Below are 19,931 nucleotides of genomic sequence, written 5' to 3' on the forward strand. Positions count from 1 at the left end.
CCACAGATGAAACCCGGCAGCAAGAAGTGGAAGAATTTCATGGCCAAGCTCTACGGATTGGGAGCGGCAGTTGTGATCGTGGGAGCACTCTTCAAGATCCAGCACTGGCCAATGGCCGACTTCTTCCTGATCCTTGGTCTCAGTACAGAGGCCATCATCTTCATCTTCTCCGCCTTCGAGCCGCCTCATGAGGAGCCCGATTGGAGCTTGGTGTATCCGGAGTTGGCCACCGGCGAACATGCCGAGGGCGACGACTTCAAGAAGGAAGACCAGCGCTCCATCACCGAGCAGTTGGACGACATGCTGGAGAGCGCCAAGATCGAGCCGGAACTGATCGCCAGTTTGGGCGACGGCATGCGCAGCTTGAGCGACCAAGCCAAAGCAATGGGCACCGTCACCAGCGCTGCATCGGCCACGAACGAGTACGCCAACAGCTTGAAGGACGCCAGCAGCAAGGTGACCAGCCTCAGCGACAGCTACGAGAAGGCGAGCCAGAGCCTGGTCGGCCTCACGAACAACGTGGACGCGGGCAAGAGCGCGGGCGAGAGCCTCCAGAAGATGAGCCAGAACCTCACGGCCCTCAACGAGATGTACGAGATGCAGCTCCGCGGCAGCCGCGAGAAACTGGAGGCCGCCAACCAGATGTTCGAAGGCATGCACGACCTGCTTGCCAACCTGCGCAGCTCGGTGGACGACACCAAGCGTTACAAGGAGAACATCGCCGTGTTGAGCGACAACCTCGGCAAACTGAACACCGTGTACGGTAACATGCTCAGCGCCATGCGCGTGAGCTGATCATCGCACGACCACAACAGCAATACCTAACGACCTGAGCAATGGCTGGTGGTAATCTGTCCCCGAGACAGAAGATGATCAACATGATGTACTTGGTGCTGACGGCGCTTCTTGCGCTGAACGTATCCAAGGAGATCCTGGACAGCTTCGTGACCGTGAACACGGGCCTTGAAGGAACCAAAGCGACTCTTCAGGAGAAGATGACCGCTACCTACAAGACCTTCTCGGATTACGCGAACGAGAACCAGACGAAATACGGCGCAGCCTTCTCTGATGCACAACAGGTGCAGAAGTCGGCCTCTGAACTGCTCGTTTACATCGACTCCTTGAAGGTTCGCGCCATCGCTGCCGAAGAGAAGATCGAGGTGGCCAAGATCATCGGCAAGGATGCCAACGGTGTGGATACAGTGTTGAACCTGCGCTACGTCGACAAGAAGGACGCGAACAACAACGTAACGAACCTGATGATCGGCAGCGAGCCGGGTGCCCCGAAGGAAGGGCCCTTCACCGCTGTGGAGTTCCGTCAGAAGTTGGAGGCCTACCGCGACTTGGTGAAAGCCAAGGCCAAGGGTGACGCTAAGATCGAAGCGAACGTGAACAAGCTGTTCGATTTCTCCGATCGGGCCGACGCGAGCGGTACGGTGAGCAAATGGGAAAGCATGAACTTCTACCATGTGCCATTGGCCGCCGCGGTCACAATCCTTTCCAAGATCCAAGGTGATGTGCGCAACGCTGAGAATGAACTAGTGAACAAGCTGCTGGGCGACGTGGAAGGCAAGAGCTTCAAGTTCAATACGCTGGTTCCCATTGTTCGGCCCCAAAGCAGTTACGTGACCGCTGGCGGTACGTATCGCGCGGACATCTTCCTCGGTGCATACGATAACCAGAACGCCCCGGAAGTCACGATTTGTGGCCCTGGCGCACGTGTAGATACCGTGAAGATGGAGATCATTGGTGAGGGCAAAAAGCTCCCTCTCGAAGGCGCCATGGCCAAGCTGGAGGAAGGTGCTTCGGGAGCAGGTGTCAAAACCGTGACCGGTATTATCAAGTTCAAGCCGGTCGGTGGTGCGGAGGAGAAGCGCTACTTCGAAACCACTTACGAAGTAGCAGCCCCGAACCTGGTCGTGAGCCCAACGAAGATGAACGTGTTCTATCGCGGTGTGGACAACCCGGTGAGCATCAGCGTATCGGGTTACAGTGACAAGGACATTGCTGCTTCCATTTCCGGTGGCCACTCATTGTCGAAGGGCAAGGACGGTTACATCGTGAAGCCCGGTAAGGACTCGAAAGCCACCGTGGCTGCAACGGTGACCAACGTTGACGGCACGAAGAAGACCATGCCCGGCATCGAGTTCCGCGTGAAGAACGTGCCCAACCCCGTTCCCTATTTCGCTAACAAAGGCGCCAACGATGAGACGGTGAAGAAGGCTGACCTTACCGCAGCCCAAGGCGTGCAGGCAAAAATGGAGAACTTCGAGTTCGACCTGAAGTTCGAGGTGGTGGAGTACCGCGTGACCATGATCGTGGCCGGCACGCCCATCGAGAAGGTCGTGAAAGGCGCCGCATTGAGCGGCGATGTGAAAGAGATGCTGTCAAAGGCTAAACCCGGTCAGAAGGTGTATATCGAGGGCATCAAAGCCCGCGGACCCGATGGCACGGTGCGTAACCTCGGTGGCCTGTCCTTCAAGGTGACCTAAGCATAAACCCGCAGAAGATGAGGACCCTCAAGAACATCCTGCTCGCTGCCCCGATCGCCCTCGGTCTTACCACCGTGGACGCCGGTGCACAAACAGTGCTCGACGGAGCCTACATCAAGGAGCACACGAAGACCAAGCGTGTTGTGCCTTACCCGCACATCCGCGAGTCCGACGTGATGTGGTACCGCCGTGTTTGGCGCACCATCGACCTGCGGGAGAAGATGAACCACACGCTCTACTACCCGATAGAGCCCATCAACGATCGCAAGAGCCTCTTCGATGTCATCAAGCAGGCATTGCTCGTGGACGGTAGCATCACCGCCTATGACGTGGGTGTTATCGGTCAGGACGATGAGTTCACCAAGGCACTCTTGGCCAGCGAACTGAAGGAAATCTTCCTGCGTGTGGATACGAGTTATACGCCCGACCTCGATACGGATGAGATGGTGATGGTGGTGCAGGAGATCCCGCTGGAAAGCCGCGACATCAAGCAGTACCGCTTGAAGGAGGATTGGATCTTCGATAAGCAGCGCAGCAAGATCGACATCCGCATCATCGGCATTGCGCCGATGAAGGAGATGCGCGGCGATGACGGTGAGATCCGTGGTTACTCGCCGATCTTCTGGCTGTATTATCCCGAGTGCCGTTACGTGTTCGCGAACTGGGACGTTTACAATCGGGAGAACGATGCGCAGCGCATCCCGTACGAGAGCGTTTTCATGAAGCGCCAGTTCAGCAGCACGATCACGAAGTGGACCAACGTCTACGACCGCCAGATCAACAGCTACAAGACCGGCATCGATGCACTGCTTGAAGGGGAGGAGATCAAACAAGCCCTCTTCGAGTTCGAGCACGATCTCTGGAACTGGTGACCGAATGTGTCACCCTGAGCCAGTCGAAGGGTGATACGATGAGTCGAGAACCCCGGCCGCAAGCCGGGGTTCTTCGTTGTGGTACGTTTTCGAGCGACATGGGCGTTCTACGTGCATGCGGCAGCGGTTCATCGGCAGGTCGGCGGTTGCAGTGTTCTGCATCTCCTCGACTTTGGCCCAGGACCCGAATGACGGGAGCCCGGGTGGAACGGACAACCGTATGAAGCGTGTTGTACCGTACCCGAACATTCGCGAAGCCGACGTGCTCTGGCACAAGCGTGTGTGGCGCACCATCGACCTGCGGGAGAAGATGAACCACGCGCTCTATTACCCGGTGGAGCCCATCAACGACCGGAAGAGCCTGTTCGAGGTCATCCAGGAGGCCGTGCTCATGGAAGGCAGCATCACGGCTTACGATGTGGGCGTGGTAGGCCAGGACGACGAGTTCACCAAGGCGCTTTCGGCCAAGGAACTGCAGGGAGATCTTCGTTCGGGTTGATACCACATGGACCGAAGACCTCGTGACCGGCGAAATGCTCGCGGTATCCCAAGAGGCCCGGTTGGAAAGTCGCGACATCAAGCAGTACCGCTTGAAAGAGGATTGGATCTTCGACAAGCAGCGCGGCGTTGTTGACGTACGCATCATCGGTATAGCGCCGATGAAGGAAGTGCGCGGAGAGGACGGTGAGTTGCGCGGCCATGCGCCGCTCTTCTGGCTCTACTATCCAGAGTGCCGTTATGTGTTCGCCCAGTTCGACGCCTTCAACCCGCACAACGACGCACAGCGGATCCCGTTCGAGGGCTTTTTCATGAAACGGATGTTCAGCAGCACCATCACGAAGGTCAGCAAGGTGTACGACCGAGGCATCAATACCACCCTCACCGGGGTGGAAGCCCTGCTCGAGGGTGACGCCATCAAACAGGAACTCATGGAGTTCGAGCATGACCTGTGGCACTGGTGAGCGGTCACCTTGTGCGTGAACTGCCATTCATGGGAAATGGTGGACATGCGCAGAGCTCTTTCGCTGATCGTTGCTGCTGTGATCGCCACGGCGGCATTCGGACAGACCGTTCTTGACGGTGCATACATCCGCGAACACGCGGCTACGCGGCGAACCGTCCCCTATGTGCATCTGCGCGAAGGTGATGTGCAGTGGCACCGCCGTGTGTGGAGGACCATCGACCTGCGGCAGATGCTGAACCTGGCTCTTTATTACCCGACGGTTCCGACCAATGGACGAAAGAGCCTCTTTGATGCCATCATGGGTGCAGTTCGTGACGGTGGTGTGAACGTGTACCACCCAGGTGTCCTGCTCCAGGACGACGACTTCCGCAGGGTGATGACCACCGATGAGCGCACGAACCTGCTCGAGCGAAGTGACACCATACAGACCGCGTCGCTCGAGAACCCCGATAGTTCGATTTCCGTTGTGACCACAACGTCGCTCACTTCCGATCAGGTCACCCGGTACCGACTGAAAGAAGACTGGCACTTCGACAAGCAGCGCGGAAAAGTGGACATCCGCATCATCGGCCTGGCTCCCATGCGCGAAGTGCGCAGCGAAAGCGGGGAGATTCTGGGTCATGCACCCCTGTTCTGGCTCTACTACCCCGAGCTGCGTTACTATCTGGCCAACCAAGAGGTGTTCACCAGCGGTAACGAGGCCCAGCGCATCACCTTCGAGCAGGTCTTCACCAAGCGCCGCTTCGCCAGTACGATCGACAAGGTGACCAATGTGCACGACCGGGGCTCTGCGGCGTATTTGTCCGGCATGGATGCCCTGCTTGCCGGGGAACGCATCAAGCATGATCTGTTCGCCTACGAGCACGACCTCTGGAAGTGGTGACCCGGTAGTCCCGCTCTGCCTGGAAGGCCTACTTTCGCGCGCCTTTTCCGCATCGCTCCCGCGATGCGGGATGTACCACATGCTCACCGTCTCCAATCTCACGCTCCACTTCGGCGAGCGGCCCATGTTCGATGAGGTCTCGTTCTTCATCGGTACGGATGATCGCATCGGTCTGGTGGGTCGCAACGGCGCGGGGAAAAGCACCTTGTTGAAGATCCTGGCAGGGGCGCAGCGCTTCGATACCGGCAACATCGGGCGGCCCAAGGAGTTGACCGTGGGTTATCTGCCACAGGAGATGACCCATGACCTGGAGCTCTCACCGCGACAGGTCGCTGAGAAAGCCTTCCAGGAAGCGCAGAAGCTCAAGGGTTCCCTGGATCGCATTGAGAAGGAACTTGAGACGACCACCGACCACGATGCGCTGATGGAACTGGCCGAGATGCTGGCCCACGCGCACGAGCGGTTGAACGCCCTTGGTGCTGCCGACCACGATGCACAGATAGAGACCATCCTGAAGGGTATCGGCTTCGTGGGCAACGACATGGACCGCCCGTTGAAGGAACTGAGTGGTGGATGGCGCATGCGGGCTGAACTGGCGCGCATACTGCTCATGCGCCCCGATCTGCTTCTGCTGGACGAGCCCACGAACCACCTCGACCTTCCAGCCATCCAGTGGTTGGAAGACCTGCTGAAGACCTACCCTGCGGCCATCGTGCTCATCAGCCACGACAAGACCTTCCTTGATCGCCTGACCACGCGTACCATCGAGGTGTACAACGGCAAGCTCATCGATCGCAAGGCCAGTTGGAGCAAGTTCGTGGAGCTGCGCAAAGAGGAGCGCGAGCGGCAAGCGAAGGCCGCCACTGAGCAGCAGAAATACATCGAAGAGACCCAGGAGCTCATCAACAAGTTCCGCGCGAAGAAGGACAAGGCTGCCTTCGCTCAAAGCCTCATCACCAAGCTCGAGAAGCTCGAACGCATCGAAGTGGAGGACGAAGACCTCCGTAGGATGATGGTGCGCTTCCCGCCCGCCCCCTCCAGCGGAAAGATCGTGTGCGAGGTGAAGAGCGTGGGGAAGAGCTACGGACCGAAGGAGATCTTCAGGGATGCCGAGCTGATCGTTTCCAAAGGCGAGCACCTCGCGTTGGTGGGCGCGAACGGTACAGGAAAGAGCACGTTGGTGCGCATGATCCTGGGCAAGGAACCCCACACCGGCGAGATCAAGATGGGGCACAATGTGGTGGTGGGCTACTATGCACAGGATGCCACCGATACGCTGGACCCGAAGAAGAGCGTGATGGAGACGGCCGAGTACGCGGCCAGCGAGGACAACATGAAGCGCGTGCGGGCCATGCTGGGCGCCTTCCTCTTCACCAAGGACGATGTGGACAAGCCGGTGCGCGTGCTGAGCGGCGGTGAGCGCGCGCGACTGGCGCTGTGCTGCATGCTGCTGCGCCCGCTCAACTTCCTGCTGCTTGATGAGCCCACGCACCACTTGGACATCCAGAGCAAGGACGTGCTGAAGGAGGCGCTGAAGAACTACGACGGCACCTTCCTCCTCGTCAGCCACGATCGTGACTTCCTCACAGGCCTCACCAACCGCCTGCTCGAACTGGACGACTACCGTATCCGCGACCAGCACATGGACATCCTGGAGCTGATCGAGAAGCGCAAGGCGTTGCAGGCGGCCGACATGGGAGCCTCGTCGAAGCGCGAAACGGTGAAGGCGGAGGCCAAGGACAAGAGCGACTACAACGAACGCCGGGACCGCGACAAGGAGCGTCGTCGTTTGTTGAACCAAGTTGAACGTTCGGAAGTGCGCATGGCGGAGCTCGAGAAGGAGGAGAAAGACCTTCAAGCGCTCGTGATGAAGAACGGTGTGCCTGCGGCCGAAGTGCAGAAGGGTTACGATCGTATGGGCGAGATCGCAAAGCTCATTGCCGAGCAGATGCAGCAATGGGAAGCAGCAGGTGCACGCCTGCAGGAATTGGGCGACGAGATCGCTTGAACGTTACCTGCGACTTGCCTCGGCATTGGGATGGTGAACAAACACCATCACCATGGCCTCCGCGAAACTGCCGCCACGGCAGAAGATGATCAACATGATGTACCTGGTGCTCACCGCCATGCTGGCGATGAACATCAGCAAGGAAGTGCTGGACCAATTCGTGCTGCTCGATGCTGACCTTGGACGCAGTGAGCTTGCCCACCACGTGCGCACCAGCAGTGAGTACGCTGTCTTCGAAGCCAGCGCATTGAACGTGCCGGCCAAGTTCAAGCTTCCGCTGGAACGCGCGCACCGGGCGGGTGCGGCCGCCGATTCCTTGGTGGCCTACATCGAGGAGATGAAGGTGCTAGCGATCGCGGAGGCAGAAGGTTTGGAACGAGGAGAGGTGCTGTTGAAGTCGAGGGACGGTCGCGACTCCATCATGGCATTGGAGAAAGTGGAAGCGAAGGACGACCGCGATGCGCTCGCGCACCTGTTCGTCGGTAGTGAACCGGGCGATCCCAAGGATGGAGCCTACACGGCCAAGGAACTGAAGCAGCGCGTGTCAGCCTATCGTGATGAGCTGAAAACGATGGTGCCACCGAAGGACGACCGCTTGCTCGCGTCGCTCGATGTGCTCTTCGACCTGGGCGACCGCCGGGACGCCAGCGGTACGCTGAACAATTGGGAGAGCCTGTGCTTCTACGAAGTACCCCTGGTTGCCGGCATTGCCACGTTGAGCAAGTTGCAAGCGGACATCCGCAGCGCCGAGAACGACGTGGTGCGCGCACTCTACCGCAGCGTTAACGGTGACAGCCATGCCTTCACCGACCTGATGAGCGCGGTGATACCGCAGAGCAATTACATCACCGTGGGCGACAGCTTCCGCGCCGACGTGTTCCTGGCGGCCTACGATGCAGGCAATCTACCGGTCATTGAACTCGCACTGGAGGGCGCGCACATCGACACGAACACCATGGAGGTCGTCGGCCCGAAAGCCTCGGTGCCTGTGGGCAGGGATGGCTTGGGCAAGTTGCGTTTGCCCGGCAGCGTGGCCGGAATGCAGGAGCGTGAAGGGATCATACGCTTCAAAGGCGTGAACGGCGAGGAGAAGAAGCGTTTCCGCACGTCGTTCCAGGTAGCTCGGCCCGAATTGGTGGTGAGCCCTACCAAAATGAACGTGCTCTACCGGCACGTGGAGAACCCCATCGAGATCAGTGTACCTGGCTTCGCTGCGGACAAAGTAAGCCCGCGCATTGACAACGGAATCCTGATAAGAACAAGGGAAGGATGGGTTGCGAAACCCGGCAGCGGCGGAAAGGCGTTGGTGTCCGTTACGGTTGAATTGGCTGACGGGTCGAAGAAGTCGATGCCTCCTGTGGAATTCCGGGTGAAGGATCTGCCGCCGCCGGTTGTCGTTTGCTTCAAACGTAAATCGACGGACACCAAGGTCAAGAAGAGCGAGTTGGGGCCGGAGCAAGGTCTGAGGGCGGTTCTTGAGGGCACGGCGTTCGACGAGCCGTGGACCGTGACCAGGTACAAGGTAGTCCTCGTGAGGGCTGGCAGCATTACGGAACTGGTCAACCGGGGCAACGCCTTCAGCCCGGAGGTGGAACAGCTTCTTGAAAAGGCAAAGCCCGGCGATCAGATCTACATCGAGGAGATCAAGGCCCGCTTGACCAAGGCTCCCGACTCTCCGGAGCGGAACCTGGCGGCGATCGCTCTGCGTGTCATTCCAGGCTGACCCACCTCACTCCGAAAAGCGAAAGTCCCGGCCTAGGCCGGGACTTTCTTCGTAGCGGGGGCAGGACTCGAACCTACGACCTTTGGGTTATGAGCCCAACGAGCTACCATCTGCTCCACCCCGCAATGTGGGCGCGAAGCTAGACGAATTCCCATCTTCGCCAACCTTTTCCGCCAACGCTTGTCCGGAAAGAACGCGGAATGCCTCACAAAGCCGGCTACGTCAACATCATCGGGCTGCCCAATACGGGCAAGAGCACGCTCTTGAACGCTCTCTTGGGCGAGCAACTGGTCATCGTGAACCCCAAGGCACAGACCACGCGCCACCGGATACTCGGCATCCTGAACGGCGATGACCATCAGTTGGTCATCTCCGACACACCGGGCATCCTCGATCCGCAGTATCCGCTCCAAGCGAGCATGATGCGCGAGGTGGATGAAGCGCTCAAGGATGCCGACGTATTGCTGGTGATGACAGAGCTGGGCCAGAAGCCGGAGAACAGCGAGGCCGTGCTGAAGCGTGCGCTGCGCTTCAAGGGGCCCATGATGCTCCTCATCAACAAGATCGACACAGGGGATCAAACCACAGTGGCCGAGGCCATCGCTGCATGGCAGGCCGCGTTGCCAAATGCCAATGTCTCTCCGATCGCTGCTTTGCACGGCTTCAATGTACCTGAACTACGCCAAGGGCTCATCGATCTGCTGCCGGAGCACGACCCGTACTTCCCGAAGGATGAAATGAGCGACCGCGACCTGCGCTTCTTCGCAAGCGAGATCATCCGCGAGCAGGTGTTGCAGCACTACCGCCAGGAGATCCCTTACAGTACGCAGGTGGTCGTTACTACGTTCAAGGAAGATGAGGATCCGGTGCGCATCGAAGCCGATGTGATCGTGATGCGCGATAGCCAGAAGGGCATCATCATTGGACCCGGTGGTAGCGCACTGCGCACCTTGGGCACCGGATCGCGCAAGGCCATGGAGAAGTGGTTGGGGCGGAAGGTCTTCCTGCGCTTCCATGTGAAAGTCGATCCCGACTGGCGCAGCGACGACAACAAACTGAAACGATACGGATACAGATGAGCAGCATCGTCGCGATAGTGGGCCGCCCCAACGTGGGCAAGAGCACGCTCTTCAACCGCCTTACCGAGCAGAAGGCCGCCATCACCGATCCAACGGCCGGCACCACGCGCGATCGCCATTACGGCAAGGCGGAGTGGAACGGCAAACCGTTCAGCGTCATCGACACCGGTGGCTACGTGACGGGCAGCGACGACGTGTTCGAGAACGAGATCCGCCGACAGGTCGCCCTGGCGATCGACGAGAGCGATGTCGTGCTCTTCATGGTTGACGTCATGGGCGGTGTTACCGGGCTTGACCAGGCCATTGCCGATATACTGCGCCGCGCGAAGAAGCAGGTGATCCTTGCCGCCAATAAGGTCGATACCGGCGACAAGCAGGTGTACGCCGCGGATTTCTACCAGCTTGGGCTTGGTGAAGTGCACTGCGTGAGCGCCATCAGCGGCATGGGCACGGGTGAGCTGCTCGATGAACTCACCAAGGATTTCCCGAAGGAGGAGGACATCGTTGAGGAGGAGGTCCCGCGCATCGCCATCGTGGGCAAACCGAACGTGGGCAAGAGTTCCTTGGTGAACGCGCTCCTGGGCCGGGAGCAGAACATCGTGACGCCCGTCGCAGGCACCACGCGCGATCCGCTGCACGCGCGCTTCAACGCCTTCGGATTTGACTTGCTGCTGCTCGACACGGCCGGCATCCGGCGCAAGGCCAAGGTGCAGGAGGACATCGAGTTCTACAGTGTGCTGCGCAGTGTGCGCGCCATTGAAGAGAGTGATGTATGCCTGCTCATGATCGACGCCAAGGACGGTGTGCAACAGCAGGACCTCCACATCTTCTCCATCATCCTCAAGAACGCGAAGGGCGTGGTGGTGGTGGTGAACAAGTGGGACACCGTTGAGAAGGAAACGAACACCATGAAGGAGTTCGAGGCCGAGGTGCGCCAACGCCTCCAGCCGTTCACCGATGTGCCGGTGGTCTTCACAAGCGTCACTGAGAAGCAGCGCATACACAAGACCATGGAGATGGCCATGCAGGTGCATCAGGACCGCATGCGGCGCATACCCACGCACGAACTCAACGAGGTGATGCTCGAGGAGATCGCCAACCATCCGCCCCCGGCGGTGAAGAGCAAGTTCGTGAAGATCAAGTTCGTCACACAGCTGCCCACGCGCGTTCCGTCCTTCGCCTTCTTCTGTAATTTCCCGCAGTACGTCAAGGAGCCGTACATGCGCTTCCTTGAGAACAAGCTACGTGGCCACTACCGTTTCACCGGCGTTCCCATCCGCATCTTCCTGCGCAAGAAGTAGGGGCTGTTCCGCGGTTTTGGCCGTGCTGCTTGTTGCATGCGTTTCGGCGCAGCGTGCCGACCTGTCCTGCCTTCGGGTTCGTTATGATTGGGGTGCCCAGCCGGCATTGGATCCCGCGACGCCGCCGTTGGTGGCCTTGGAGGGCGCGGATGTGCTCAGCGACAGTCTGCGCATCGCATTCCGCAGGGCCAGGCCCGAGTTCATCACCGTGTTCTTCGAACGCCATCAGGTGCTCCGCTTCGGGAATGCGGAGGCCGTGGGCCGGTACACTGCGTTCTCCCTACCTGAGAGCCTGGACCCTCCCTATGACCATCAGGACCTGCCGTTAGCCCGGCGCGACAGTCTGCCGCGGCCGATCCACTTCAATACGGAAGTCGTGTTCTGTCGTGCCCGCAAGCTGGGTGCTCAAGCGGATACGGGTGCTCTACCCATCGATGGCCGGGTCATCCGCCAGCGCGTGAAGCACGGGGAACGCTTCCATGAGGTGTGGAGCTACGGCGTGAACGTGCTTGGCGTTCAGCCGGGCGATACCATCGAAGTGCAGTGGAAGTACAGCGTGCCTTTCCTGGAGAACGCTGGGCGTTTCAACGCACAACGCATTTTCTTCCATGGTGCTCTCTACAAACACCGGAACCATCTGCTGCTGGAGGCCGATGGCGCGCAAGGCATCCGGCATTGGGGCATCCCGGCCGATAGCGTTTCGGAGCACAGGGGGACCACCAGCACGTATTGGAACTTGCGCGGGCTGGTTCCCGTGGCCGACGAAGTGGGGGCACGCTGGCACACGGAATTGCCGCACCTGGTCATCGGTACATTGCAGGATGCGCAGTTCAATACGCACCGCACGCGGAGCGGCTTGTGGGTGGATGTGCCTTACTGGGTGCAGGCCATACGGCGCCGGGAAGCGAACGCGTTCTGGTGGAGACAGGTCGCACTGAAGAACGTGCCCGACGCGCAGACGGAGCGCATGAAGGACTTCATCGAACGCTTTCCGGGCACCAGTGGGGTGGACAGGATGCGCAGGATGCACAACACCATCGCGAACGATTTCCTCTTCCAGCTCGATGATGCATGGTTCGACAACAAGGACCTCGAGAACCAGCGCATGGGCGACCAACTGCGCGATGGACGTTTGCGCGAGATCAGCCGGTACGACCTGTACAGCAAGCTCATCGCCATGATGCGGACGAAATACTGGACCGCTTACCTGATGGACAGCCGCGTCGGAGCATTATCACTGGATTGGTTGTCGCCGGTGTGGAACAACGAATGGACCTTTCTGCTGAGGGATGGCGACGAACCGCTGCACCTGTATCCCAAGCGCTCGCGCCACGGTCTGCTCGCGGGCGAAATGCCCTTCTACTGGGAAGGCACACAGGCATTGGTGGGTGATGTGGACAAGTTGTGGAGCGATGCCGAATTGGGTGCCAAAGAGCCGATCAAACCGGAACTCGTGCCGATCCCGTCATTGACCGCAGCGGTGAACGAGCGGCGCACGGACATCAGGGTTGAGGCCGATCTGTCCTCAGGGCTGTTGAAGGTGGAAGCGAACATCCTGCTGGCCGGGCAGTGGAGCACCCTCACACGTGGCGCCTACCTGCACGGCGCAGTGGACAGCAGCGTGAATGTGCGCTACGGCCACAAGCTGCAGGACGTTCCTGGTGCGCGAAACGTGTTGGTTGAGCTCGGCAGGTTGCAGGAGGAAGCGCCCTATCGTATGCCCATCAAGGTCTCGTTCGAGCTGCCGGGGCGCATCGTGCCGCAAGGCGATGGGCGGTGGACCGTTGACCTGCGCGAGCTCGTGCGCCATGTGGTCGACACCACGTTCAAAGCGGAGGGACGAGACTTGTCTTATTGGTTCGATTTCGCTGGACTTGATCTGAGCGAACTTCAGGTCTCGTTCAATCGGCCGGTTACGGCAACAGTGGTGGGCGCCAAGGAGGAGTTGGAAGCTGTGTCTTACACCTCGAACGCCGAACAGCCGGACGATCGCACGGTGCGCCTCTCAAGCGAACTGCGGGTGATGCAGTGCCATGTGCCACCTGCCGATGCAGGTCAATTGGAGCATCTCATGCTCGCCGTTGGAAGCAACACGGCCCTGCGGTTCACCGTGGTCGCGTCGAACGAACGCGATGGTGCCGCAGGGCCGTGACCGGTCCCGAGGGGCTAAGCTCTATTCCATGATCAAGCGCTGTGTACTGGTTCCACGAGCGGTGGCAACTTGAACCAAGTAGAGGCCGCTTGCGCCGCCCAGTTCGGCCTTGTTCAGGCGAAGGCGGAGCCCGTTGGCAGCATCCGTGCGGCTCATGTGCCAAATGCTGCGACCGTCGGCGGCGAGGATGCGGATATCGACATCACCTTCCGCCGCCATGACCAGATCGAAGGCTTCGTTCGCAGGGTTGGGAACGACTTGCAGTACGGGGATACCGTTCACCTCTTGCACACCCACAACTCCTGTAACGTTGATGTCATCGATGAAGAGGTCGTCCGATGCCGCGCTCGCCGTGAACTGGAATTTGAGCCGCACATCAGGCTCGGTGAGCGATGATGGTAGTGTCAATTGGTGCTCGATCCACGATCCGCTGCCTTGGCTCAGGAGCAGGTCCAGGATATCATAGGTGGCCCGCAATGTCCAGGTGCGTCCGCAGTTCGTTGAGCTGAACACCTTCAGTTCTTCCGTTGCATCCGCCAGGTTCGTGGTCTGCGTTGTGTATTTGGTCCAGAAGCTCAGCGTTGGGCTGGTGATGTACGTCATGTCCAGCACCGGTGAAATGAGTTCATCCTCATCGCCGCCGTTATCGCCGAGGAAGTTGATGTCCATGTAGCTGTCGGAATTGTTCAAGCGCATGCAGCCGTTGACGAAGTGGCCTTCGTTGGTGACATGCTGCCATGATGTGACGTTGCCCTCGGGATTCTCCCACGACCAATTGTTCAACTGATCGAACGGCTGTGAGAGCAGGCCGACCACATCGGCGTAGCTGCTCACGTTCACCGAGTAGGCCTGCGTGGTGGAACCTGAACCTCCAGGGCCCGCAACCGTGAGCGATACCGACTTCCATCCATTGCCTGCGAAGGTGACCACAGGGTTCTGGTCCGTGGATGTCGATGGGGTGCCGTCCTGGAATGTCCACGCCCAAGACGTGGCTTCGCCGTTCGTTGAATTATCGGTGAAGTTCACTGAGGTGCCTTCGCAGACATAACGGCGATCAGGATACAGGTCCGCAACGGGTGGGCAGACCTGGTTGGTGATACCATCGGTGCCTGTGGCCGCAAGGTTCGCCGCCGACCAAAGGTTCTCGCGGTTCGATACTGCACTGTGCAGGGCGGCTTGCATTCGCAAAACCTGGCCAGCGGTGTACATCCTGGAGCAATAGGAGTAGTCCATGTAGTTCTGGACGTTCTCAATGATGTTCGGGTCGCAAATGGCCTGGTCCAGGTCGCACACCAGGTCGGAACCTTTGGTAATGGGTGTATCATCCACTTCATCATCACCGCAAGCCACGCCAGGGTCGTTGGTATTGCCCCACGGGTGTTGCAGGTTCAGCCAGTGGCCGATCTCGTGCGTTAGTGCGCGCGAACTGCCCGGGTTGCTCGTTCCCATGCTGCCCACGTAATCGTGCAGGATCATGATGCCGTCCGCGAAACCCATGATGCCGGCTTCAACGGCTGAAGGGTAGTAGGCATAGCCGGCGACACCGTTTTCCATCTGCGCACAGGTCCAGATGTTGAGGTATTTCGCCCGGGGCCATTGGCTGAGCTTTGCGCCGTCATTGCCTTGGTAGGTCTTCACGGTCCGCTCGCGCACGATCCCGTTCGTGCAGAAGCCGAACTGGTCGCGGGTGGCAAGGCGGAATTCGATGGAAGCATCGGCAGCGATGGCTTGGAAGCCTGGAACGATCAGTGTGGTGTCGCTGTTCAGCTTGCGGAAGTCCTCGTTCAGGATGCGCATGGCGTCGTGCACCTGCTCGTCGGAGATGTTCTCCGGACCGTTGTTGTGCAGGATATGGAACACAACGGGAATGATGAACACCGTGTCGTTGCGCTCGCCCGCATGGGCTTCGGCATAGTCCGAGGTGAAGCGCTCAAGGTCGGCTTCGGTGGTCAGGATCTCCGGATGCTGGGCGATGGCACTCTGGCGCATGAGGTCGCTTCCGCATTGGAAAGGGTTTTGGGCCACCGCCGGAACGATCAGTCCACGAAGGACGATCGCGACGAGGAGAGGAAGGGTCAATTTCTTCATGACAGGTCATGGGTTTGGAATGGTGCGGAGGTAGGAACATGCCGTCGCGCCCCACAATGGGGAACGAGGAGCGGTCCAACCTGTGGATGGAATGGCGACAGGTGTGCGGCGTTGCGCCGGACTGCCGCCCACACCCTCACCCGTTGACGTGCCGAAGTGAGGAGCGCGTGCTGTGCAAAACTATTATTGTGCGGGCATGCGCAGGATACTGGCCATACTTCTGTTGTTGGGTCTGGTGGGCCAACTCCTCCAATTGGCCTTGTTCGATGTCCGGCGGAGCGCGGTGCAGCGTGAGGTGAAGCTGAAGTTGAAAGCAGGTGTGCCGCAAGGCGAACGGACCGTATTCACGTTCACCCAACGGCAATACGATGCCCTACGCTGGCTCAAGCCCGGCAAGGAATTCACGACAGGTGAGGGCTTCTTTGATGTCATCGACCGATGGGAAGATGCGTCGAGCAACATCCATCTCTCCTGCATGAACGATACACAGGAAGCGGCGCTCTTCGAGGACCTCGCACTGCTGGTGGATCAGGCCATGGACCGCAGGGGCGATGGCGACAAGCGCACAGGTGTTGTTTACAGTACCATCAAAACGTGGTGCTCGGAGTCGGTGTCATTCAAGATCACCGTTCCGTTCCTGCCGGTTCAATGTTCAACCCGGTCGTTGACGTGCGTTCCGTTGTGGACGTTCGAACCGCCGTTCCCACCACCGCGCGTGGTGTAGGACATAGCTGATCCGTTGTCGGAAGCAGGACAGCGGTTGCGCGCACTCTCCGGGCGGGCGACCTGGGCTTCCTATCACCTGAACTCACCGAAATGAACCTCTTTAGAACACTATTCCTGTGCATGTCGGCGGCGTTGGCCACTTCGTTGGTCAATGCCCAGACCATCACCCTTCTCGATTCCGGCACCGGCGAACCCATTGAAGCCGCGAGCATTGGCACCCGCGGTGGTGCCAGCGTACTGTCCGATATCAAGGGCCGTGCGCCCATCGATGCTTTCCGATCGGCGGACAGCATCCGCATTGCTCATCCTGCATATTCCACCATGTCCTTCACCTACGCGGCGCTAAGTGCAACGCCACAAGTGAAGCTCGAACCTCTTCGCAGGCCGCTCGATGAATTCGTCGTCAGCGCCAACCGTTGGGAGCAGGAAGACTCCCGCGTTCCGGACCAGATCACAGTGATCCGTCCGAAGGACATCGCTTTCAACAACCCCGGTACCGCCGCGGACATGTTGCAGCAGAGCGGCGAGGTGTTCATGCAGAAGAGCCAGCAAGGCGGCGGAAGTCCCATGCTCCGTGGTTTTGGGGCCAACCGGGCTCTCATTGTGGTGGACGGCGTGCGCATGAACAATGCGATCTACCGCGCGGGCAACCTGCAGAACATCATCAGCGTGGACGCCAACGCCATCGAGCGGGCCGAAGTGGTGCACGGCCCGGGTGCCATGACCTATGGCAGCGATGCCATCGGCGGTGTTATGGACTTCCATCTGCTGCGTCCCCGTTTCAGCAACGACAGCAGCCTGCTTTTCCATGGCGGTGCAATGGCACGCTATGCCACGGCAGCCGGTGAACAAGCTGGTCACTTGCACTTGGGCCTTGGAGGAGGCAAGCTCGCTTTCGTCGGTAGTGCAAGCTTCAATCGGTTCGGTGACCTGCGCGCCGGTACCAACGGCCCCAAGGACTACCTGCGCCCTTGGTACACGGAGACCATCAATGGTGTGGACAGCCAGGTGGTGAACACCGACCCCGAACTACAGGAGCAGAGCGGGTACGACAACATGGCGTTCATGGCCAAGCTGGCCTGGAAGCCGGTGAAGTCATTGGAGATCGGGGCGAACGTTTACTACAGCACCACGAGTGATGTGCCGCGCTATGATCGCCTCATCGAACTGCGCAATGGAGCACCGCGCTCGGCAGAGTGGTACTACGGCCCGCAGGAGTGGATGATGTACAACCTGCGCTTCACGCACACAGCGGAGAAGGGCCCATGGAGCACCGCTCGCTTGATCCTTAGCATGCAGGACTACACCGAGAGCCGCAATGATCGGAACTTCGGCAACCGCCGTTTGCGCACGCAGACGGAGCACGTCACCGGCACGTGGGTGAACCTTGATCTGGAGAAGGAGCTGGGCTCGGGCACACAACTGTTCTATGGCGCCGAACTGGTGATGAACGATGTGGAAAGCACCGGCAAGCGTGTGCACCTCGATACCCGGGAAGAGGAGATCATCAATTCCCGTTATCCCAACGGATCCACCTGGAACACCGGCTCGGTGTACTTGGGTGCCATGCACGACCTGTCGGAACGCTTCACCGTTTCCGCCGGGGCCCGTTTCAGCTGGGCAGCGCTGGAGTGTGAGTTCGATACGACGCTCTTTCCGTACCCCGCCACCAGCACCAGCCTCAGCAGCAGTGCGCTCACGGGCAATCTGGGGTTTGCTTACCGCCCGGGCACCGACTGGAAGATCTCCCTTGATCTGAGCACGGGCTTCCGTGCGCCCAACGTTGACGACATCGGCAAGGTGTTCGATAGCGCACCCGGTCTGGTGATCGTGCCGAACCCCGACCTGGCGCCCGAGTATGCCTACAACGCAGAACTGGGGATCGAGAAGGTGATCGCGCAGCGCGTGCGGGCCGGGGTCACCGGGTTCTACAGCATCCTGGACAATGCCATGGTGCGCCGTCCGTACCTGATCAATGGCGAGGACAGCATCATGTACGAAGGTGATCTGAGCGAGGTGAACGCCATCCAGAACGCCGCGAAAGCAACGGTGTACGGCTTCGTGCTAGCCATTGATGCCAAGCTTGGTGGCGGCTTCGGAGTGGACGTGCGTTACAATTACCAGCACGGTGTGGAACAGGACGACAACAATGTGGACGATGTGCCGCTGCGCCACTCTCCGCCTCCGTTCGGTCAGGCTGGTCTCTCGTGGGAGCGCAAGAAGCTCCGCCTGCATGCCTATGCACAGTTCAGCGATGGGTTCGACTTCGACGAACTGCCTCCGAGCGAGCAGGACAAGACACCCATCTATGCGGTGGATGCCAACGGCAACCCGTATGCGCCGAGCTGGTACACCATCAACCTGAAGGGTAGCTACCGGATCACCAAAGGCTTGTTGTTCTCGGCCGGTGTTGAGAACATCACCGATGAACTCTATCGTCCCTATAGCTCAGGCATCAGCGCTGCTGGTCGCAACGTCATCGTTGCGTTGCGCGCCAACTTCTAGTTCTTCTGATCATGCAGAGGAACTGATGCATCATCCGCGGGGTTGTTGACGTGGCCCCGCAACGAAGGCACCCCACAGCCGCTCCAACAGGCTGCTGGGGTGCTTTTCGTTTTCAGTCCTCAGCCCTGGTAGCTCACACGGAAGCGCATGCGCACACCGCCTTCGGGCAGTTCCGCGACTTCCTCGCCGCGCACGGTAAGCTGCAATCCGTGCAAGGTCAGGTAGCGCACGTTGCTCAGGCCTGAACGCCATTCAGTGGTCAGCCACGCGCGGAGTTCTTCCAAGAGCGCCATCTCGGATTCGGAAGAGAGCCGGGCTTGTGCGGCGCTGGCCGGGAAGAGCGCAACATCCTCAATGGACAGCTGCCGTGCGCGGGGAGTTCGCTCCCTGAACAGGACCACGGCACCTGTGATGCGTTGTCCGTGGTCCCTGATGGGTTCAGCATGGATGCTGATCAACCGTTCCTTGCCCTTTGTCCCCACCAAAGACGTGTGTTCCGGCAGGGTCACCTTGGCCCCGGTGCGCAAAGCCTCAGCGGCCGGGTTGGGCAGCGGCATGCACGTGTGCAGGTTCACCAACGGCAGCAGATCCTCCACTTCCATGCCATGCACTGCAGAGGTTGTTCTGCCGGTTATCTGCTCCGCCACTTCGTTCATGAACGTCACCCGCCCGGCCGTGTCGGTGATGATGAGACCGTCGCCCAAAGCAGCGAGCGCGGTATTCGTGCGTTCAAGCTCGCGCAGCGCTTCCAGTTCGTTGTGCTTGCGCTCTGCCGCTTCCGCCCTCCATTTCAGCAGGCGTATGCGGCCCCAACCGCCCAGCAGCACCAGCGCGGTACCGACCGTGAGGAAACGGAACGCACCGATGGCATCCTTCATACCTGACAGGTCGAGGGACAGGCGCGGTGGCGCGAAGAAGAACGTGGCCACCAGGTAGCTCGCCACGATGGAGAACAAACCCGGGCCGATACCGCCGAAGGTGGTGGCCACCATCACCGCGAAATAGAAAACGTAGTACGGCATGCCTTCCCCCATCACCGGGTCCAGCAGCCCGCGCATCACGGCGGACATGACCACGGCAATGAGGGCGATGGCATAACTGCGTCGGGTTCGATCTTCGGCCAGCATTCCGCGCGAAG

15 protein-coding genes and 1 tRNA gene are annotated in these 19,931 nt (G+C 59.6%); 13 read left to right on the top strand and 3 right to left on the bottom strand.

Going from position 1 to position 19,931, the window contains the following annotated elements:
* Positions 1–6: 6 nt before the first annotated feature.
* From gldL to gldM (IPJ76_12070), 8 genes are all read left to right on the top strand, one after another.
* Entirely contained in the window at positions 7–795 is a 789-nt protein-coding gene (gene gldL, locus IPJ76_12035) for a gliding motility protein GldL (GenBank protein ID QQR85338.1), read from the top strand.
* A gap of 74 nt (positions 796–869) precedes the next feature.
* Entirely contained in the window at positions 870–2,492 is a 1,623-nt protein-coding gene (gldM, locus tag IPJ76_12040; protein QQR85339.1) for a gliding motility protein GldM, read from the top strand.
* Between the two features lie 17 nt (positions 2,493–2,509).
* A complete protein-coding gene (gene gldN, locus IPJ76_12045; protein QQR85340.1) occupies positions 2,510–3,364 on the top strand; it encodes a gliding motility protein GldN in 855 nt (284 codons plus the stop codon).
* A 115-nt stretch (positions 3,365–3,479) separates the two neighbouring features.
* Complete coding sequence (locus IPJ76_12050; GenBank protein ID QQR85341.1) at positions 3,480–3,863, top strand: hypothetical protein; 384 nt, start codon at positions 3,480–3,482, stop codon at positions 3,861–3,863.
* A 34-nt stretch (positions 3,864–3,897) separates the two neighbouring features.
* Positions 3,898–4,326, top strand: coding sequence for a gliding motility protein GldN (gldN, locus tag IPJ76_12055; protein ID QQR85342.1), 429 nt, complete (start codon positions 3,898–3,900; stop codon positions 4,324–4,326).
* 45 nt (positions 4,327–4,371) lie between these two features.
* Positions 4,372–5,211 carry a gliding motility protein GldN gene (gldN, locus tag IPJ76_12060; GenBank protein ID QQR85343.1) on the top strand — a complete coding sequence of 280 codons (840 nt, stop codon included), beginning with the start codon at positions 4,372–4,374 and terminating at the stop codon, positions 5,209–5,211.
* Between the two features lie 79 nt (positions 5,212–5,290).
* On the top strand, positions 5,291–7,219 hold the full coding sequence (locus tag IPJ76_12065) for an ABC-F family ATP-binding cassette domain-containing protein (GenBank protein ID QQR85344.1): 1,929 nt from the start codon (positions 5,291–5,293) through the stop codon (positions 7,217–7,219).
* A 52-nt stretch (positions 7,220–7,271) separates the two neighbouring features.
* Entirely contained in the window at positions 7,272–8,942 is a 1,671-nt protein-coding gene (gene gldM, locus IPJ76_12070; GenBank protein QQR85345.1) for a gliding motility protein GldM, read from the top strand.
* Between the two features lie 52 nt (positions 8,943–8,994).
* On the opposite strand, the gene IPJ76_12075 is transcribed toward gldM (IPJ76_12070), so the two are convergent.
* Positions 8,995–9,067 (bottom strand) — tRNA-Met (locus IPJ76_12075).
* Positions 9,068–9,142: 75 nt separating this feature from the next.
* Between IPJ76_12075 and era the strand changes: the two genes are divergently transcribed.
* The 3 genes from era to IPJ76_12090 all read left to right on the top strand — a co-directional run bounded on the left by era (position 9,143) and on the right by IPJ76_12090 (position 13,474).
* Positions 9,143–10,021 (top strand): GTPase Era, encoded by an 879-nt coding sequence (gene era, locus IPJ76_12080; GenBank protein ID QQR85346.1) that lies wholly within the window; start codon positions 9,143–9,145, stop codon positions 10,019–10,021.
* Entirely contained in the window at positions 10,018–11,322 is a 1,305-nt protein-coding gene (der, locus tag IPJ76_12085) for a ribosome biogenesis GTPase Der (GenBank protein ID QQR85347.1), read from the top strand. Before era ends, der begins: the two co-directional genes overlap by 4 nt.
* A gap of 106 nt (positions 11,323–11,428) precedes the next feature.
* Positions 11,429–13,474 carry a hypothetical protein gene (locus IPJ76_12090; GenBank protein QQR85348.1) on the top strand — a complete coding sequence of 682 codons (2,046 nt, stop codon included), beginning with the start codon at positions 11,429–11,431 and terminating at the stop codon, positions 13,472–13,474.
* Between the two features lie 21 nt (positions 13,475–13,495).
* On the opposite strand, the gene IPJ76_12095 is transcribed toward IPJ76_12090, so the two are convergent.
* Positions 13,496–15,562 carry a T9SS type A sorting domain-containing protein gene (locus IPJ76_12095; GenBank protein QQR85349.1) on the bottom strand — a complete coding sequence of 689 codons (2,067 nt, stop codon included), beginning with the start codon at positions 15,560–15,562 and terminating at the stop codon, positions 13,496–13,498.
* A 196-nt stretch (positions 15,563–15,758) separates the two neighbouring features.
* Between IPJ76_12095 and IPJ76_12100 the strand changes: the two genes are divergently transcribed.
* Positions 15,759–16,286 carry a hypothetical protein gene (locus IPJ76_12100; protein ID QQR85350.1) on the top strand — a complete coding sequence of 176 codons (528 nt, stop codon included), beginning with the start codon at positions 15,759–15,761 and terminating at the stop codon, positions 16,284–16,286.
* Positions 16,287–16,378: 92 nt separating this feature from the next.
* A complete protein-coding gene (locus tag IPJ76_12105) occupies positions 16,379–18,793 on the top strand; it encodes a TonB-dependent receptor (protein QQR85351.1) in 2,415 nt (804 codons plus the stop codon).
* A gap of 119 nt (positions 18,794–18,912) precedes the next feature.
* On the opposite strand, the gene IPJ76_12110 is transcribed toward IPJ76_12105, so the two are convergent.
* On the bottom strand, positions 18,913–19,920 hold the full coding sequence (locus tag IPJ76_12110; protein ID QQR85352.1) for a DUF4118 domain-containing protein: 1,008 nt from the start codon (positions 19,918–19,920) through the stop codon (positions 18,913–18,915).
* Positions 19,921–19,931: the final 11 nt, after the last annotated feature.

It is taken from the genome of Flavobacteriales bacterium (genome assembly GCA_016699575.1).
In the GTDB taxonomy this organism is placed as follows: Bacteria; Bacteroidota; Bacteroidia; order Flavobacteriales_F; family PHOS-HE28; genus PHOS-HE28.

Coding starts and splice junctions, on each gene's coding strand:
- IPJ76_12110 (QQR85352.1), bottom strand. CDS start 19,920: ATGCTGGCCGAAGATCGAACCCGACGCAGTTATGCCATCGCCCTCATT.
- gldN (QQR85342.1), top strand. CDS start 3,898: ATGCTCGCGGTATCCCAAGAGGCCCGGTTGGAAAGTCGCGACATCAAG.
- IPJ76_12100 (QQR85350.1), top strand. CDS start 15,759: ATGCGCAGGATACTGGCCATACTTCTGTTGTTGGGTCTGGTGGGCCAA.
- gldN (QQR85340.1), top strand. CDS start 2,510: ATGAGGACCCTCAAGAACATCCTGCTCGCTGCCCCGATCGCCCTCGGT.
- gldM (QQR85339.1), top strand. CDS start 870: ATGATCAACATGATGTACTTGGTGCTGACGGCGCTTCTTGCGCTGAAC.
- IPJ76_12065 (QQR85344.1), top strand. CDS start 5,291: ATGCTCACCGTCTCCAATCTCACGCTCCACTTCGGCGAGCGGCCCATG.
- gldM (QQR85345.1), top strand. CDS start 7,272: ATGGCCTCCGCGAAACTGCCGCCACGGCAGAAGATGATCAACATGATG.
- gldL (QQR85338.1), top strand. CDS start 7: ATGAAACCCGGCAGCAAGAAGTGGAAGAATTTCATGGCCAAGCTCTAC.
- era (QQR85346.1), top strand. CDS start 9,143: ATGCCTCACAAAGCCGGCTACGTCAACATCATCGGGCTGCCCAATACG.
- der (QQR85347.1), top strand. CDS start 10,018: ATGAGCAGCATCGTCGCGATAGTGGGCCGCCCCAACGTGGGCAAGAGC.
- gldN (QQR85343.1), top strand. CDS start 4,372: ATGCGCAGAGCTCTTTCGCTGATCGTTGCTGCTGTGATCGCCACGGCG.
- IPJ76_12095 (QQR85349.1), bottom strand. CDS start 15,562: ATGAAGAAATTGACCCTTCCTCTCCTCGTCGCGATCGTCCTTCGTGGA.
- IPJ76_12050 (QQR85341.1), top strand. CDS start 3,480: ATGCGGCAGCGGTTCATCGGCAGGTCGGCGGTTGCAGTGTTCTGCATC.
- IPJ76_12105 (QQR85351.1), top strand. CDS start 16,379: ATGAACCTCTTTAGAACACTATTCCTGTGCATGTCGGCGGCGTTGGCC.